Origin of the sequence: Pseudomonas jessenii, assembly GCF_002236115.1 — a bacterium.
Lineage (GTDB): Bacteria > Pseudomonadota > Gammaproteobacteria > Pseudomonadales > Pseudomonadaceae > Aquipseudomonas > Aquipseudomonas jessenii.
This window is the reverse complement of record NZ_NIWT01000004.1, coordinates 132753-150563: the sequence shown is the minus strand read 5'-3', so window position 1 is coordinate 150563 and position 17811 is coordinate 132753. Positions and strand designations below refer to the sequence as shown.

General features: G+C 60.2%; 16 protein-coding genes. 7 read left to right on the top strand and 9 right to left on the bottom strand.

Translation table 11 applies throughout. The features are described 5' to 3' along the window. Positions 1-9: 9 nt before the first annotated feature. The 5 genes from rng to mreB form a co-directional block, all read right to left on the bottom strand. Positions 10-1467, bottom strand: a complete 1458-nt coding sequence (gene rng / locus PSJE_RS13765; protein ID WP_090453080.1) for a ribonuclease G — start codon at positions 1465-1467, stop codon at positions 10-12. 45 nt (positions 1468-1512) lie between these two features. Then, complete coding sequence (locus PSJE_RS13760; protein ID WP_090453079.1) at positions 1513-2121, bottom strand: Maf family protein; 609 nt, start codon at positions 2119-2121, stop codon at positions 1513-1515. 32 nt (positions 2122-2153) lie between these two features. Continuing rightward, entirely contained in the window at positions 2154-2645 is a 492-nt protein-coding gene (mreD, locus tag PSJE_RS13755; RefSeq protein ID WP_007970244.1) for a rod shape-determining protein MreD, read from the bottom strand. Continuing rightward, positions 2645-3733, bottom strand: a complete 1089-nt coding sequence (mreC, locus tag PSJE_RS13750) for a rod shape-determining protein MreC (RefSeq protein ID WP_408003799.1) — start codon at positions 3731-3733, stop codon at positions 2645-2647. The genes mreD and mreC overlap by 1 nt, the downstream gene beginning before the upstream one ends. A 191-nt stretch (positions 3734-3924) precedes the next feature. Beyond that, the gene (gene mreB, locus PSJE_RS13745; RefSeq protein ID WP_002555108.1) at positions 3925-4962 is read right to left on the bottom strand and encodes a rod shape-determining protein MreB; all 1038 of its coding nucleotides are present in this window, start codon (positions 4960-4962) and stop codon (positions 3925-3927) included. Positions 4963-5173: 211 nt separating this feature from the next. Here mreB and gatC point away from each other — a divergent pair, with 211 nt between their 5' ends. From gatC to PSJE_RS13710, 7 genes are all read left to right on the top strand, one after another. Beyond that, complete coding sequence (gatC, locus tag PSJE_RS13740; protein ID WP_003221657.1) at positions 5174-5461, top strand: Asp-tRNA(Asn)/Glu-tRNA(Gln) amidotransferase subunit GatC; 288 nt, start codon at positions 5174-5176, stop codon at positions 5459-5461. Positions 5462-5478: 17 nt separating this feature from the next. Further along, positions 5479-6930, top strand: coding sequence for an Asp-tRNA(Asn)/Glu-tRNA(Gln) amidotransferase subunit GatA (gatA, locus tag PSJE_RS13735; protein WP_057398872.1), 1452 nt, complete (start codon positions 5479-5481; stop codon positions 6928-6930). Positions 6931-6940: 10 nt separating this feature from the next. Further along, on the top strand, positions 6941-8386 hold the full coding sequence (gene gatB, locus PSJE_RS13730) for an Asp-tRNA(Asn)/Glu-tRNA(Gln) amidotransferase subunit GatB (RefSeq protein WP_090453075.1): 1446 nt from the start codon (positions 6941-6943) through the stop codon (positions 8384-8386). A gap of 149 nt (positions 8387-8535) precedes the next feature. Beyond that, positions 8536-8910, top strand: a complete 375-nt coding sequence (locus tag PSJE_RS13725) for a septal ring lytic transglycosylase RlpA family protein (protein ID WP_008051680.1) — start codon at positions 8536-8538, stop codon at positions 8908-8910. A gap of 50 nt (positions 8911-8960) precedes the next feature. Further along, positions 8961-10022, top strand: a complete 1062-nt coding sequence (locus PSJE_RS13720; RefSeq protein WP_090453073.1) for a calcium/sodium antiporter — start codon at positions 8961-8963, stop codon at positions 10020-10022. Beyond that, on the top strand, positions 10019-10399 hold the full coding sequence (locus PSJE_RS13715; RefSeq protein ID WP_057716435.1) for a carboxymuconolactone decarboxylase family protein: 381 nt from the start codon (positions 10019-10021) through the stop codon (positions 10397-10399). Before PSJE_RS13720 ends, PSJE_RS13715 begins: the two co-directional genes overlap by 4 nt. Before the next feature lie 204 nt (positions 10400-10603). Then, a complete protein-coding gene (locus PSJE_RS13710; protein ID WP_090453072.1) occupies positions 10604-12085 on the top strand; it encodes a PhoPQ-activated pathogenicity-related family protein in 1482 nt (493 codons plus the stop codon). Here PSJE_RS13710 and PSJE_RS13705 read toward each other — a convergent pair. From PSJE_RS13705 to PSJE_RS13690, 4 genes are all read right to left on the bottom strand, one after another. Continuing rightward, the gene (locus tag PSJE_RS13705; RefSeq protein WP_090453070.1) at positions 12082-13023 is read right to left on the bottom strand and encodes an AEC family transporter; all 942 of its coding nucleotides are present in this window, start codon (positions 13021-13023) and stop codon (positions 12082-12084) included. The genes PSJE_RS13710 and PSJE_RS13705 overlap by 4 nt on opposite strands. 186 nt (positions 13024-13209) lie before the next feature. Continuing rightward, entirely contained in the window at positions 13210-14763 is a 1554-nt protein-coding gene (gene garD, locus PSJE_RS13700) for a galactarate dehydratase (RefSeq protein WP_090453068.1), read from the bottom strand. Positions 14764-14774: 11 nt separating this feature from the next. Further along, on the bottom strand, positions 14775-16136 hold the full coding sequence (locus PSJE_RS13695) for an MFS transporter (protein WP_057716439.1): 1362 nt from the start codon (positions 16134-16136) through the stop codon (positions 14775-14777). Positions 16137-16324: 188 nt separating this feature from the next. After that, on the bottom strand, positions 16325-17770 hold the full coding sequence (locus PSJE_RS13690) for an aldehyde dehydrogenase family protein (protein ID WP_090453066.1): 1446 nt from the start codon (positions 17768-17770) through the stop codon (positions 16325-16327). Positions 17771-17811 lie beyond the last annotated feature (41 nt).

Sequence of the window (17811 nt, the reverse complement as noted above, 5' to 3'; positions counted from 1 at the left end):
CAAAACGCTTCAGAGCAGCACCACGTCGTATTGTTCCTGGGAATACATGGTTTCGACCTGGAAGCGGATGGTGCGCCCGATAAACCCTTCCAGTTCGGCAACGTTGCCCGACTCTTCGTCGAGCAGGCGGTCCACCACTTTCTGGTTTGCCAATACACGATAGCCTTCCGCCTGATAGGCGCGAGCCTCGCGCAAGATTTCACGGAAGATTTCGTAGCAAACGGTTTCCGGGGTCTTGAGCTTGCCCCGTCCCTGACAGGCATTGCACGGCTCGCACAACACCTGTTCAAGGCTTTCGCGGGTGCGCTTGCGGGTCATCTGCACCAGGCCCAGCTCGGTGATACCGATGATGTTGGTCTTGGCGTGATCGCGCTCCAGTTGCTTTTCGAGCGTGCGCAACACCTGGCGCTGGTGCTCTTCATCTTCCATGTCGATGAAGTCGATGATGATGATTCCGCCCAGGTTACGCAGGCGCAATTGACGGGCGATAGCCGTCGCGGCTTCGAGATTGGTCTTGAAGATGGTCTCTTCGAGATTGCGGTGGCCGACGAACGCCCCGGTATTGACGTCGATGGTGCTCATGGCTTCCGCCGGATCGACCACCAGATAACCGCCGGACTTGAGCGGGACCTTGCGTTCGAGTGCCTTCTGGATTTCGTCTTCGACGCCATACAGGTCGAAAATCGGCCGCTCGCCCGGGTAGTGCTCCAGGCGGTCAGCAATCTCGGGCATCAGTTCGGCGACGAATTGCGTGGTTTTCTGAAAGGTTTCCCGGGAGTCGATGCGGATCTTCTCGATTTTCGGGCTCACCAGGTCACGCAGGGTGCGCAGCGCCAGACCGAGGTCTTCGTAGATTACGCTAGGCGCACTGATGGTTTTGATCTGGGCGTTGATCTGATCCCAGAGACGGCGCAGATAACGGATGTCCATGAGGATTTCATCCGCGCCGGCACCTTCGGCTGCCGTGCGCAGGATGAAACCGCCAGCTTCCTTGATACCTTCCTTGGCCACGCAATCAGTGACCACCTGTTTGAGGCGTTCGCGCTCGGCTTCGTCTTCGATCTTCAGAGAAATGCCGACATGGGCCGTGCGCGGCATGTACACCAGATAACGTGAAGGAATCGAAAGCTGGGTAGTCAGGCGTGCGCCTTTGGAACCGATCGGATCCTTGGTCACCTGCACCACCAGGCTCTGGCCCTCGTGCACCAGTGCACTGATGCTCTCGACCGCCGGGCCTTCTCGCACGGAAATTTCCGACGCATGAATGAACGCGGCACGATCCAGGCCGATATCGACGAATGCCGCCTGCATTCCAGGCAATACCCGCACGACTTTGCCTTTATAGATGTTGCCGACGATCCCGCGCTTTTGCGTACGCTCGACGTGGACCTCTTGCAGGACACCGTTTTCGACCACCGCCACGCGCGACTCCATCGGCGTGATGTTGATCAGAATCTCTTCACTCATGGCAGGGTCTCGTTCAGGCATGTTCACGATAATGGCCGCATCTGTTCAGAACGTTGCTTGGTGTGCGTTCCGGGGTTGCCAACAGGGTATGCCGAAATGGCCGAGCAGTTCCGCGGTTTCGCAAAGCGGTAGTCCGACCACCGCTGAATAACTTCCATCGAGCCCGGCGACAAACACCGCACCCAGTCCTTGAATGCCATAACCGCCCGCCTTGTCCCGTGGTTCGCCGCTGGCCCAGTAGGCTGCGGCTTCCTCACGACTGATATCTCGAAAACGCACCCGGCTGGTGACAACCCGGGATTCGCAACGTCCGCCATCGAGCACGGCAATCGCGGTCAGGACTTCATGTTCACACCCTGACAGCATCGTCAGCATGGCGCACGCATCCGCTTGATCAACCGGTTTGCCGAGAATTTTTCCATCGAGCACCACGGCGGTATCGGCACCGAGCACGCAGAATGGTTCGTCAGACACGACGACGCCGCGCCCGGCCTCGGCCTTGCCGCGTGCCAGACGCTCGACGTAGGCCGATGGGGATTCTTGAGCTAAAGGAGTTTCATCGATGTCCGCACTGACGGCGCAGAACGCAACGCCGATCTGCGTGAGCAATTCACGTCGACGCGGCGAACCAGAGGCGAGGTACAACCGTTTCATCAAGACCTCTCCCTGTCCAATGCCTGAGCGAATTAATTGATTTTGTAGCGTCGACGCAGTCCGCGCAAACCGAAACTGATCCAGGGCCAGAGCAGCGCACTGACCAGTGCCGGCAGCACCAGCGCCAACGTCGGCTGACGATTGCCGGTCAAGGCACTGAGCCACAGCTGTACTAGCTGGGCGAGGCCGAAGATCACCAGGATCACCAGGCTCTGCTGCCACATCGGGAACATCCGCAGGCGTTGCTGCAGCGCCAGCACCAGATAGGTGATGAGCGTCAGGATCAAGGCATTCTGACCCAGCAAGGTACCGTAGAGCACGTCTTCAGCCAGCCCCAGGCAAAACGCCGTCACCATCCCGACGGTCTGCGGCAGGTTCAACGCCCAGAATGCCAGCAACAACGCCAGCCACAGCGGGCGCAGGATTTCCATGAATTGCGGCAGAGGCGAAACGCTCAACAGCAGACCGACGGCGAACGTCAGCCAGACTATCCAGCCGTTTCGGGATGCTTTCACACCGCCCATTATTCTCTCCCCACTGGAGTGGCCGGCGCGGACACTGGCGGTTTGGCGGCAGGCTTCGCGGCAGCGGGTTGCGCCGCCGGCGGTTTAGCCGCCGCAGGATGCAAGGCCGCAGGCTTGGCTGGCGTGGTGGTTGGCTTGGCTGGCGCGGTGACCGCAGGTGCCGCCGTCGCAGGAATCGCCGGTGCGGCGGCCGGTACAGCGGGTACCGCGGGGCTGACCGGTTTCGGAACCGTCGACGGAATGATCGGCCCACCGCCCTGCGCATCCAGGCTTTCCTGGGCCTGGGCGGCAGCGTTGACGCGCTCTTCGGCAGTCCGGTTGTCGCTGAACACCAGCAACAGGTAACGGCTACGGTTCAAGGCGGCGGTCGGAACGGCGCGGACAATGGCAAACGGTTGGCCGGAATCGTGAATCACTTCCTTGACCGTCGCCACCGGATAACCCGCCGGGAAACGCTGACCGAGGCCGGAGCTGACCAGCAGGTCGCCCTCCTTGATGTCGGCGGTATCGGCCACATGCCGCAACTCGAGACGCTCCGGGTTGCCGGTGCCGCTGGCAATCGCCCGCAAACCGTTACGGTTCACCTGCACCGGAATGCTGTGGGTGGTATCGGTCAGCAGCAAGACGCGGGAGGTGTAGGGCATCAACTCGACCACCTGCCCCATCAGGCCACGGGCATCGAGTACCGGCTGACCGAGGACTACGCCATCGCGCTCACCTTTATTGATGATGATGCGATGGGTGAAGGGGTTGGGGTCCATGCCGATCAACTCGGCCACTTCGACCTTCTCGTTGACCAGGGCCGAAGAGTTGAGCAACTCGCGCAGCCGAACGTTCTGCTCGGTCAGGGCGGCAAGCTTCTGCATGCGCCCCTGCAACAGCAGGTTCTCGGTCTTGAGTTTTTCGTTTTCGGCGACGAGTTCGGTCCGGCTGCCAAACTGACTGGCAACGCCTTCCCACAGTCGTCCGGGCAGGTCGGTGATCCAGTAGGCGTCCATCAGCACCAGCGACATCTGGCTGCGTGCAGGCTTGAGCAGACTGAAACGGGCATCGACCACCATCAGCGCGACCGATAGCACGACCAGCACCAACAGGCGCACGCCAAGTGAAGGGCCCTTGGTGAAAAGCGGTTTAATAAGCCGCTCCTCCCAGGCAAATGTTCTGTTTATTCATACGGCAGCAATCCGGCCTGGATGCAGACTGACAGAAGATAAACGCGAACAGGCAGCACTGCAAAGTGCTGCCTGCGCGCTCAACAGCATAGAGGCAATCCGGCGACTTATTCGCTGGAAAGCAGGTCCATGGTGTGTTTATCCATCATTTCCAATGCACGGCCACCGCCGCGAGCAACGCAGGTCAGCGGGTCTTCGGCAACGATCACCGGCAGACCGGTTTCCTGGGCCAGCAATTTGTCCAGGTCACGCAGCAAGGCGCCACCACCGGTCAGTACCAGGCCACGTTCGGCGATATCGGAAGCCAGCTCCGGAGGCGATTGCTCCAGGGCGCTTTTCACGGCCTGAACGATGGTTGCCAGGGACTCTTGCAGAGCTTCCAGCACTTCGTTGGAGTTCAGGGTGAATGCGCGTGGAACGCCTTCGGCCAGGTTACGGCCGCGAACGTCGACTTCGCGAACTTCGCCGCCCGGATACGCGGTACCGATTTCCTGCTTGATGCGCTCGGCGGTGGATTCACCGATCAGGCTGCCGTAGTTGCGACGTACGTAGGTGATGATCGCTTCGTCGAAGCGGTCGCCGCCCACACGTACGGATTCGGCGTAAACCACACCGTTCAGGGAGATCAGCGCGATTTCAGTGGTACCGCCACCGATATCCACGACCATCGAACCGCGAGCTTCTTCAACCGGCAGGCCGGCACCGATCGCAGCGGCCATTGGCTCTTCGATCAGGAACACTTCACGGGCACCGGCGCCAAGGGCCGATTCACGGATGGCACGACGCTCAACCTGGGTGGATTTGCATGGAACGCAGATCAACACGCGTGGGCTAGGCTGCAGGAAGCTGTTTTCGTGAACCTTGTTGATGAAGTACTGCAGCATTTTTTCGCACACGCTGAAGTCGGCGATCACGCCGTCTTTCATCGGACGAATGGCAGCAATGTTGCCCGGCGTACGACCCAGCATGCGCTTGGCTTCGGTGCCGACAGCAACGACACTTTTCTGGTTACCGTGTGTCCGAATGGCCACAACGGAGGGCTCATTCAGGACGATACCGCGCTCGCGCACGTAAATAAGGGTGTTGGCAGTGCCCAGGTCAATGGAAAGATCGCTGGAAAACATGCCACGCAGTTTCTTGAACATGGGAAAGGGACCCTAGGCAACGCGTGGGTAAAAAAGTGCGGCAAACTCTAACAACGACAGGGATTTTGGGCAAGGCGCCAATATGTTAAATTGGCCGCTTTTCTGTGCACCAAGCCCCACAATCGCGGCCTTATGACCGTAGAAGTGCGGTAGTGTTCCGACAATCTAACACACGGACGCCGTCCGTTTTGTTTTCCACTGGAGAATCCCAATGGCGCTTGAACGCTCCGACGTGGAAAAAATCGCTCATCTGGCCTGCCTTGGCCTCAATGATGCCGATCTTCCACACATCACTTCGGCCCTTAACAGCATTCTCGGGCTGGTCGACGAAATGCAGGCGGTCGATACCGATGGTATCGAACCGCTGGCCCACCCACTGGAAGCCAGCCAGCGCCTGCGCGCAGACGTCGTGACCGAGACCAATCACCGCGAGGCCTACCAGTCCATCGCACCAGCGGTCGAAAACGGCCTGTACCTGGTTCCGAAAGTCATCGACTAATAGGGAAAGAGCCTGCAATGCATCAATTGACTCTGGCCGAGATCGCCCGCGGACTCGCCGATAAAAAGTTTTCCTCCGAAGAGCTGACCAAGGTCCTGCTGGCGCGCATCGCCCAGCTCGATCCGCAGCTCAACAGTTTCATCAGCCTCACCGAAGACCTGGCGCTGACGCAGGCGAAAGCCGCTGACGCCCGCCGGGCCAATGGTGAGAGCGGCGCCCTGCTCGGCGCGCCGATCGCCCACAAGGACCTGTTCTGCACCCAGGGCATTCGCACCAGCTGCGGCTCGAAGATGCTCGACAACTTCAAGGCACCGTACGATGCCACTGTCGTCGCCAAACTGGCCGCTGCCGGCGCCGTGACCCTGGGCAAGACCAACATGGACGAATTCGCCATGGGTTCGGCCAACGAGTCGAGCTACTACGGTGCGGTGAAAAACCCGTGGAACCTGGAACACGTGCCGGGCGGTTCGTCCGGTGGTTCGGCCGCCGCGGTGGCCGCTCGACTGTTGCCTGCGGCCACCGGCACCGATACCGGCGGTTCGATCCGTCAGCCAGCGGCGCTGACCAACCTCACCGGCCTGAAACCGACGTACGGTCGCGTATCGCGCTGGGGCATGATCGCTTACGCCTCCAGCCTCGATCAGGGCGGCCCATTGGCGCGCACTGCCGAAGACTGCGCAATTTTGTTGCAGGGTATGGCCGGCTTCGATCCGAATGACTCCACCAGCATTGACGAACCCGTGCCGGACTACAGCGCCAGCCTCAACGGTTCGCTGCAAGGCCTGCGTATCGGTGTGCCGAAAGAGTATTTCAGCGCCGGTCTCGACCCGCGCATTGCCGACCTGGTCATGGCCAGCGTCGAAGAGCTGAAAAAACTCGGCGCCGTGGTCAAGGAAATCAGCCTGCCGAACATGCAGCACGCGATTCCTGCGTACTACGTGATCGCCCCGGCGGAAGCGTCCTCCAACCTGTCGCGTTTCGACGGCGTACGTTTCGGCTACCGTTGCGCAGACCCGAAAAACCTGGAAGACCTGTACAAGCGCTCCCGTGGCGAAGGTTTCGGGACAGAAGTGCAGCGCCGGATCATGGTCGGTGCCTACGCCCTGTCCGCCGGTTACTACGACGCCTACTACCTGAAGGCGCAGAAGATTCGTCGCTTGATCAAGAACGACTTCATGGCCGCCTTCAATGAGGTCGACATCATCCTCGGCCCAACCACGCCGAACCCGGCCTGGAAGCTTGGCGCCAAGAACAGCGACCCGGTCGCTGCGTACCTGGAAGACGTCTACACCATCACCGCCAACCTCGCAGGCCTGCCCGGCCTGTCGATGCCAGCCGGTTTTGTCGACGGCCTGCCGGTCGGCGTGCAATTGCTCGCTCCGTATTTCCAGGAAGGTCGCCTGTTGAACGTTGCCCACCAGTATCAGTTGAACACTGACTGGCACACCCGCACCCCAACCGGCTTCTGAGGAGACACACATGCAATGGGAAGTCGTGATCGGGCTGGAGATTCATACCCAGCTCACCACCCGGTCGAAAATCTTTTCCGGTAGTTCCACTACCTTCGGTTCCGAACCGAACACCCAGGCCAGCCTGGTAGACTTGGGCATGCCGGGCGTATTGCCGGTGCTGAACCAGGAAGCGGTACGCATGGCGGTGATGTTCGGTCTGGCGATTGACGCCGAGATCGGCCAGCACAACGTGTTCGCCCGTAAAAACTACTTCTACCCGGATTTGCCCAAGGGCTACCAGATCAGCCAGATGGAGCTGCCGATCGTCGGCAAGGGCCACCTGGACATCGCCCTCGAGGACGGCACGGTCAAACGTGTCGGCATCACCCGCGCGCACCTGGAAGAAGACGCCGGCAAGAGCCTGCACGAAGAATTCAGCGGCGCCACCGGCATCGACCTGAACCGTGCCGGCACACCGCTGCTGGAAATCGTTTCCGAGCCGGACATGCGCAGTGCCAAGGAAGCCGTGGCTTATGTCAAGGCGATCCACGCACTGGTGCGTTACTTAGGGATTTGCGACGGCAACATGGCCGAAGGTTCGCTGCGTTGCGACTGCAACGTTTCGATCCGCCCGAAAGGCCAGGCCGAGTTCGGCACCCGCTGCGAGATCAAGAACGTCAACTCGTTCCGCTTCATCGAGAAGGCGATCAACAGCGAAATCCAGCGTCAGATCGAATTGATCGAAGACGGCGGCAAGGTGATCCAGCAGACCCGCCTGTACGACCCGAACAAGGACGAGACCCGTCCAATGCGCAGCAAAGAGGAAGCCAACGACTACCGTTACTTCCCCGATCCGGACCTGCTGCCGGTGGTCATCGAGAACTCCTTCCTCGACGACGTGCGCGCCACCCTGCCGGAATTGCCACCGCAAAAGCGCGAGCGCTTCCAGGAGCAGTTCGGTCTGTCGGTCTACGACGCCAGTGTGCTGGCCACCAGCCGCGAGCAAGCCGATTACTTCGAGAAAGTCGCGAGCATCGGCGGCGACGCCAAACTGGCGGCGAACTGGGTGATGGTCGAGTTGGGCAGCCTGCTCAACAAGCAAGGCCTGGACATCGAAGAGTCGCCGGTTTCCGCCGAGCTTCTGGGCGGCATGCTGCTGCGCATCAAGGACAACACTATCTCCGGCAAGATCGCCAAGGTGGTGTTTGAAGCGATGGCCAACGGCGAAGGCAGCGCAGACGAGATCATCGACAAGCGCGGCCTCAAGCAAGTGACCGACACCGGCGCCATCTCGGCGGTGCTGGACGAAATGCTCGCGGCCAACGCCGAGCAGGTCGAACAATACCGCGCGGCAGACGAAGCCAAGCGCGGCAAGATGTTCGGCTTCTTCGTCGGTCAGGCCATGAAAGCCTCCAAAGGCAAGGCCAACCCGCAACAGGTCAACGAACTGCTCAAAAGCAAGCTCGAAGGCTGATGAGAATGGAGCCAGCTCTAAAATCTGGCTCCATTCCCTGTGGGAGCCAGCTTGCTCGCGATAGCGGTCCGGCACTCAACACAAAGTTGACTGTCAGAATGCCAATCGCGAGCAAGCTCGCTCCCACATTTGTTTTCGGAAGCTTTCAAATGAAGCGTCTACTTGGACTTTGCGCCCTCCTTTCGCTCCTGGCCGGTTGCGCCAGCACCGACACCGTCGATCCGCATGGCTACGACAAAACCGGCGTGGCTTCGTACTACGGCGCCAAACACCAAGGCAAACGCACCGCCAACGGCGAGCGTTTCAACATGAATTCCATGACCGCCGCCCATCGCCAGCTACCCTTCGGTACACGGGTGAAGGTCACCAATCTGAATAACGACAAATCCTGCGTGGTGCGCATCAATGATCGCGGGCCGCACACCCGGGGCCGCCTGATCGACCTGTCCAAGGAAGCCGCCGAGCGCCTGGGCATGCTGCGCAGCGGCACCGCGCGGGTTCGCGTGCAAGCCCTCGACGACTGACCGATGGAGCCCCGACCATTTTCGGATTAGCCGATTTACCCCTGATCAGCGTGATCGAATTGCTCAGCGGATTGCTCCTGCTGATTGTCGGTGCCGAATTGATGGTGCGCGCCGCCGTACGCATCGCCGCGCGGTTGCACATACGACCGCTGATCATCGGCCTGACTATCGTCGCCCTCGGCAGCAGCGCACCGCAGATGGCGGTCAGCCTGCAAGCGACCCTGGCGCACAATGCCGACATCGCCGTCGGCAGTGTGATCGGCAGCAGCATTTTCAACATCCTCGTCACCCTCGGGTTGTCTGCGCTGATCATTCCGCTGCGGGTTTCCCGACAATTGGTGCGCCTGGATATTCCGTTGATGATCGGCGCCAGCCTGTTGGTGTTCGTACTCGCCTGGAATGAAGAACTGACCCGGGCCGACGGCGTGATGTTGCTGACGGCGCTGGCGATTTACCTGGGCTTGTTACTGCGTCAGTCGCGACACTCGGCACGCCCGGTATCGAGCCATGATCACAACGGCCAGGCGTCATGGCTGAGCAGCCTGCTGATGATCGTCGCCGGACTGGCGATGCTGGTGTACGCCGGACACTTGCTGCTGGGGGCAGCCGTTGCGGTCGCTACCGACCTTGGGTTGTCGGAGCGGATCATCGGCCTGACCATCGTCGCCGTCAGTACCTCACTGCCTGAGCTCGCCACTTCGTTGATCGCAGCTATACGCGGCGAACGCGATATTGCCGTGGGCAACGTGATTGGCAGCAACCTGTTCAACCTCCTGGGCGTGCTCGGCTTTACCGCGCTCGTGGCACCGTCACCGCTGTCGGTGTCGCCCAACGCCCTGGATTTCGACCTGCCGGTGATGCTCGGCATCGCGGCGCTGTGCCTGCCGGTGTTCTACTCCGGCTATCGGGTGACCCGCGCCGAAGGCCTGCTGTTTCTGGGTTTGTACCTGGCGTATGGGCTGCACGTGGTGTCGTTCACCACCGGCATGCCACTGGCCGGCAAGCTGGAACACTTGATGCTGTTATTCGTCCTGCCAGCGCTGGTAGCGTTTTTGCTGTTCACGTCACTACGCGCCTGGCGTCGCCAACACCATAAGAAGGAAGTCCCATGACCGAGAATAAAAAACCCGGCGTTGAAGTCCGCCGCCAAGTGATGGGCGACGCCTTCGTCGACCGCGCACTGGGCAACGCCACCGAGTTCACCCAGCCGCTGCAAGACTTCGTCAATGAACACGCCTGGGGCGGCGTGTGGAATCGCGAAGGCCTGCCGCTGAAAACCCGCAGCCTGATCACCCTCGCTGCCCTGACCGCACTCAAGTGCCCGCAGGAGCTGAAAGGTCACGTACGCGGCGCACTGAACAACGGCTGCACCGTGGAGGAGATTCGCGAAGCGCTGCTGCATTGCGCGGTGTATGCCGGCGTGCCGGCCGCGATCGATGCGTTTCGCGCGGCGCAGGAAGTGATCGACAGCTACCAGAAGCCGGAGTGATCACCATCGCCAGAGCGGACCACAGCCCTCGGTAACGCTCGTGACTGAACGGCTCAACCACATATTTCGACAATAAAAGGCGCCCCGCCAAACCTGTTCATCCACACCTCCTTTCGACACACTGCGCCGACAAAAAACCGCCAGGGGAAGGCCGGCGCATCTTCGTTGTACCCAGCCCCCCCCGGCTTTACAAGGAAGGTTCCCATGGGATTGCCCGCCCGGTACGTATTGTCGAAATTGATGTTATCCAGTCTGCTCGTCAGCAGCTCGATACATGCCTCTGCCCAGGCGTGTTTCGAGGCCAGCAATCAAGACTTCAGCGAAGTGCTTGCCTGCTACAAGAAAGCCGAAGACGCCAATCCACTGGTTTACACCGCCAAAGGCAACACGACATTTCCAGGTGTGGAAATGCGCAGTTTCGACCTATCCTCCCAGCAATGGTCGCCGCAGGGATTGGTCAGCCCCGCGCAGTGGAAACACACCGTGGACATCTACATCCCGGACAATGCCCTGCACGGCCAGTCACTGCTGGTGGCCAATAACGGAACCCCCAACGCAGGGCAGAACAACGCCGACGATCCGACGGACTTTACCGAAACCATGGCACTTGAAGTGGCGCGCAAAACACGCACGATTGTCATTTCAGTCAGCAACGTTCCGAACCAGTACCTGACCTATGCCGACGACGGCATAGCGCGCACGGAAGATGCCAGTGTCGCCCACAGCTGGAAACTCTTCCTCGATGACCCGCACCAGCGCCTGTACATGTCGGTGCGCCTGCCCATGGTGGTGTCGATGGGCAAGGCTATGGACCTCGCGCAAAAGGAGCTGCAACCCTGGGGAATAGACCGTTTCATTGCCAGCGGCGCATCAAAACGTGGCTGGACCACTTGGCTGGCGGCGATTGCAGATGACCGGATCATGGCCATCGTGCCTTTTGTGATCGACGTACTGGGCACGGACAATGTGCTTGAACATACCTGGCAAGCCTATGGAAAGAACTGGCCACTGGCATTTTTTGACTACCATCACGAGGGCATCACCCAACAGATCAAGACTGAAAACTTCGCACACCTGATGAAAATCGAAGACCCGTTAAGCTACCTGCAAACCCGCTATGCCGATCGCCTGGCGATTCCGAAATACATCGTCAATGCCAGCAGCGACGATTTTTTCCTGCCAGACAATTCGCAGTATTTCTTCGATCAATTGCCAGGTCCGAAAGCTTTGCGAGTCGCTCCCAATGCGAGCCACTACGGTATCAACCGGTTCATCGAGAACTCGCTGATACCGGTCATCAATCGCTGGCAACAGGACAAGCCTTTGCCGGTCATTTCCATGCGCTCGAACCCGCACGTTTCATCACAAGGGATGGGGCTGCACTTTTCCGAGACACCGGTGCGAGTGGTTCAGTGGACGGCGGTAAATCCGGTCGCCCGGGACTTTCGTCACCCCTGTGGCATCCAGTACGCGCCTGAAGACGTAAAACTCACGGACCCGTTCAACGCCGACATACAGATCGACACACCGGAAAATGGCTGGAAAGCGACCTTTGTCGAAACGACTTTTGCCGATGGCTTCGTCATGACGACCCCGGTTCAGGTCATACCCACGCACTATCCGACCCAGGCGCCTCCGGTTATCGAACCGGCGTGCAAAACCCTGGCCGATGAACAGAGGCGTTAAATCCAGCCACCCCACTGCAAAAAGAAGATCCCGACGTTAGTGGTGACCGCCGCCATCAGCGTGGTGATCACGATGATCGCTGCCGCCAACTCGTGATTGCCGTCCGCCGCCCGGGCCATGACGAAACTGGCTGCGGCTGTCGGGCTGCCGAAGTACAGAAACAGAATCCCCAGTTCCGCCCCACGAAAGCCCCACAACCACGCCCCCAGTGTCGCCAATACTGGCAAGCCGATCATCTTCACCAGGCTTGAACTCAGCGCCATGCTGCCGCTTTTGCGCAGTGCCGCCAGCGACAGCGTGCCGCCGATGCAGATCAGCGCCAGCGGCAACGTGGTTTGCGCCAGGTACTGGCCGGAGGTTTCCAGCCAGCCGGGCAAGCCGATCTTGAAATAGGCGAATGGTGCAGCCGCAATCACGCTGATGATCAGCGGATTGCTGAACACGCTTTTGCAGATGCTCCACGGATCGGACTTGATCACCGGGCTGTACACCGCCAGCACGATGGTCGAAAGGGTGTTGTAGAACAGGATCACCAGCGCCGCCAGGATCGCCCCGAGGGAAATCCCGTAGTCGCCGTACATGCTCGCCGCCAGCGCCAGGCCAATGACCCCGTTGTTACCGCGAAAGGCACCTTGGGTGTAGATCCCCCGATCTTCCCGCGGGCACTTCCAGATCGCCCAAACCCAGGCGATGGCAAAACACACCAGGGTCGCAAGGGAAAAATAGATCAGCAGCGCCGGCTGCAACGCCGCGTGCAGGTCGGCATGCAGGATGCCCAAAAACAGCAGCGCCGGCATGGTCACGTTGAACACCAATGCCGACGCGGTGTGGATGAAATTGTCGTTGATCCAGTCGATGCGCTTGAGCAGCACCCCCAGAAACAGCATGACGAACACCGGCGCGGTGATGTTCAGGGTTTCGAGGAAAATTGCCAGCATGCCGGGAGGACCTTGGGGTGGGCGTCGTTAGGGGGCTAATGATAAGCCACCAAGTCCCCTGGCGTCTGTTAGACCGATATCGCGAGCAAGCTCGCTCCCACATTTTTCCAGTGCCGAACACAAAATCTGTGCACGGCGAAAATCCACTGTGGGAGCGAGCTTGCTCGCGATGAAGGCGACTCGGTCTTAGGTGATCGGCGCCGGGTTGAACAAGGTAATGTCGTTATGCAGCTTGTGCTTCTCCGCCCACGTCTGCTGCTTGCCGCTGGCCACGTCCAGGTAGTAGTGGAACAACTCCCAACCGAGCTCCTCGATGGATGCGCGGCCGGTGGCAATGCGCCCTGCGTCGATGTCGATCAGGTCCGGCCAGCGTTGCGCCAGTTCGGTCCGGGTCGATACCTTCACCACCGGCGCCATGGCCAGCCCGTAAGGCGTGCCGCGACCGGTAGTGAATACATGCAGGTTCATCCCCGCCGCCAACTGCAACGTCCCGCAGACAAAGTCGCTGGCCGGGGTCGCACAGAAAATCAGGCCTTTGCGCTTGAAACGCTCGCCAGGGCCAAGCACGCCATTGATCGCGCTGCTGCCGGACTTGACGATCGAGCCCAATGACTTCTCGACGATGTTCGACAACCCGCCCTTCTTGTTGCCCGGCGTGGTGTTGGCACTGCGATCCGCCTCGCCCTTGGCCAGGTAGCGGTCGTACCAGTCCATTTCCCGCACCAGTTCCTGGGCGACGTCCTGATTTTCCGCGCGGGAGGTCAGCAGATAAATCGCATCGCGCACTTCGGTGACTTCGGAGAACATCACCGTCGCACCGGCCCGCAGCAGCAGGTCAGAGGCATAACCGAGAGCCGGGTTGGCGGTGATGCCGGAGAACGCATCACTGCCACCGCATTGCATGCCCAGGATCAACTCGGATGCCGGCACGGTTTCCCGACGACGTTGATCGAGCTTCTTCAAGCGCGTCTCGGCCAGTTCCATGATCTGCTCGATCATCTCGGTGAAGCCGTGACTGGAATCCTGCAGGCGGTACAGCCATGGCTCGCTCAAATCCACCGAGCTGTCGTTCTCGTGCATCACTTGCCCGGCCTGCAATTTCTCGCAGCCCAGGCTGATCACCAAGGCTTCGCCACCCAGGTTCGGGTTGCGTGCCAGGTTGCGCACGGTGCGGATCGGGATGTACGCGTCGGTGGCGGTGATGGCCACGCCACAGCCGTAGCTGTGGGTCAGCGCCACCACGTCATCGACGTGCGGGTACTTGGGCAGCAACTCGTCCTTGATGCGCTTGACCGCATGATCCAGTACTCCGGTCACGCACTGCACGGTGGTAGTGATGCCGAGAATGTTGCGCGTGCCGACGGTGCCGTCGGAATTGCGATAACCCTCGAAGGTGAAGCCTTCCAGCGGTGCTTGCGCGGCCGGCACGTCGGTGGACAGCGGCAGGCTGTCCAGCGGTGGCGCGGTCGGCATGCGCAGTTGATCTTCCTTGACCCAACTGCCTCGGGGAATCGGCTGCAAGGCATAGCCAATGACCTGGCCATAACGAATCACCTGGCCACCTTCGGGAATGTCTTCCAGGGTGACCTTATGGCTCTGCGGCACGAAATCCACGGTAACCAGACCGTCCGCAAACTCGGTGCCGGCCGGTACACCCTGATCATTGACCACGATCACTACGTTGTCCCGCTCGTGCAGGCGGATGTAGCGCGGCGAGTCGGAATGTTCAATCAACTGCATGACACCGCTCCTCAGGAATGCGCTTGAGACAATTTGCCTGGGGCTTCAGTACCGTTCGCTGGTGGCTCTTTGAGCACCACGCGCTTGATCGGGCCCACGATCACCAGGTAGCTGAACACCGCAACCAGTGCGTTGCAACCGACGAACACCAACGCCCACTTGAATGAACCGGTGGAGCTGATGATGTAACCGATCACGATTGGAGTGGTGATCGAAGCAATGTTACCGAAGGTGTTGAACAGGCCACCGCTCAGACCGGCGATCTGCTTCGGCGAAGTGTCGGACACCACGGCCCAGCCCAGTGCGCCGACGCCTTTGCCGAAGAACGCCAGGGCCATGAAGCCGACGACCATCCATTCTACGTCCACGTAGTTGCACGCCACGATGCTGCTGGAAACCAGCAGACCAGCGATGATCGGCGCCTTGCGGGCGAAGGTCAGGGAATGGCCCTTGCGCAACAGGTAATCGGAAATCACCCCGCCGAGCACACCACCAATGAAGCCGCAGATTGCCGGCAAGGACGCGATGAAACCGGCCTTGAGGATGGTCATGCCGCGCTCCTGCACCAGGTACACCGGGAACCAGGTCAGGAAGAAGTAAGTGATGCCGTTGATGCAGTACTGGCCCAGGTACACGCCGAGCATCATGCGGTTGGTCAGTAACTGGCGGATGTAATCCCACTTCGGACCGTCGGACTTCTTGCCCTTCTGGTCCATGTCGACCATGCCGCCGTTTTCGGAGATGTGCTTGAACTCAGCATCGTTGATCCGTGGGTGTTCGCGCGGGCTGTAGATCACTTTCAGCCAGACCAGCGAGAAGATGATGCCCAGGATACCCATGACGATGAACACGTGCTCCCAGCCGAAGGAGTAGACGATCCAGCCCATCAGCGGAGCGAACAGCACGGTGGCGAAGTATTGCGCCGAGTTGAAGATCGCCGAGGCCGTACCGCGTTCAGCAGTCGGGAACCACGCCGCAACGATTCGGGCGTTACCAGGGAAAGACGGCGCTTCAGCCAGGCCCACCAGGAAGCGCAGCATGAACAGCGCAACCACCGCCGTGGACATGCCGAATTCACCGACGAAGCCTTGCAGCACGGTGAACAGCGACCAGGTGAAGATGCTCAATGCGTAGATTTTTTTCGAGCCAAAACGGTCCAGTAGCCAGCCGCCGGGGATTTGCCCGGCCACATAGGCCCAACCGAATGCGGAGAAGATGTAGCCGAGGGTCACGGCGTCGATGCCGAGGTCTTTTTGCAGGCTGGAGCCAGCGATTGCGATGGTAGCCCGGTCGGCGTAGTTGATTGTGGTCACCAGAAACAGCATGAGCAGGATCAAATAGCGGACGTGAGTCGGCTTCTGGGTCGATTGCATGTAGATGTACTCCCACTGATTATTTTTATGCGGGTAATAACGGTGCTTTGCAGGAGCGAGCTTGCTCGCGATGGTCGTCAACGATGACGCTGGGCATCAGGCTGAACTTCGCGATCTCGAGACCATCGCGAGCAGAGCTCGCTCCTACAGGGGGCGCGGTATCGTTGCCAATACCGCGGTGTTTCTTGTTACGAACCGATGTAGCTGGTCTTCACGACCGTGTAGAACTCTTGCGCATAGCGACCTTGCTCACGTGATCCATAGGATGAACCTTTACGCCCACCGAACGGAACGTGGTAATCCACACCGGCGGTCGGCAGGTTGACCATCACCATCCCGGCCTGGGAGTGGCGTTTGAAGTGGTTGGCGTACTTCAGCGAGGTGGTGGCAATGCCCGCCGACAGCCCGAACTCGGTGTCGTTGGCCATGGCCAGCGCGGCTTCGTAATCGGCGACGCGGACGATGTTGGCCACTGGGCCGAAGATCTCTTCCTGGCTGATGCGCATCGAAGCTTCGCTGTCGGCAAACAGGGTTGGCGCGAGGAAGTAGCCCTCGGTGTCGCACGTCACCAGACCACCGCCGCTGACCAGACGCGCACCTTCGGACTGGCCGATGTCGATGTACTTCATGTCCTGCTCGAGTTGCGCTTGCGAGACCACCGGACCTATATCGGTACCCGCCTTCAATGCATGGCCGACCTTGATCGACTTCATGCGCTCGGCCATGGCTTCGACGAACTGGTCGTGAATCCCGGCGGTGACGATAAAGCGGCTGGAAGCGGTGCAACGCTGGCCGGTGGAGTAGAACGCGCTCTGCACTGACAACTCGACCGCTTGCTTGAGGTCGGCGTCGTCGAGAATGATCTGCGGGTTCTTGCCGCCCATTTCCAACTGGACTTTGGCCTGGCGCGATACACAGCTGACAGCGATCTGACGACCCACGCCCACGGAGCCTGTGAAGCTGATGCCGTCGACTTTCGGGCTGTGGACCAGTGCATCGCCCACCACGCGACCGCTGCCCATCACCAGGTTGAACACACCGGCCGGGAAGCCTGCGCGGGAGAGGATTTCGGCCAGGGCCCAGGCGCAACCTGGAACCAGGTCTGCGGGTTTCAGCACGACGCAGTTGCCGTAGGCCAGGGCCGGGGCGATTTTCCATGCCGGGATGGCGATCGGGAAGTTCCACGGGGTGATCAGACCGACCACGCCCAAAGCTTCGCGAGTGACTTCAACGTTGACGCCCGGACGCACCGACGGCAGGTAGTCGCCGGACAGGCGCAGGCACTCGCCGGCGAAGAACTTGAAGATATTGCCGGCGCGGGTCACTTCGCCGATGGCTTCAGGCAGGGTCTTGCCCTCTTCCCGGGCCAGCAGGGTGCCGAGTTCTTCGCGACGGGCGAGGATCTCAGTGCCGACTTTATCCAGGGAATCGTGACGCGCCTGAATGCCGGACGTGGACCAGGCCGGGAACGCGGCACGGGCGGCGTCGATGGCAGCGTGGACCTGAGCCAGATCAGCCTTGGCGTAGTCGCCGATGGCGTCGGTCAGTTCGGACGGGTTGATGTTGGTCGAATAGTCGCCACCGGCAACCCATTCGCCGTTGATGTAGTTATCGAAACGCTTTGCTTCTGCCACTTTGAGATCTCCTCACGCAAAAGGCCGCCGATTGCTCAGCG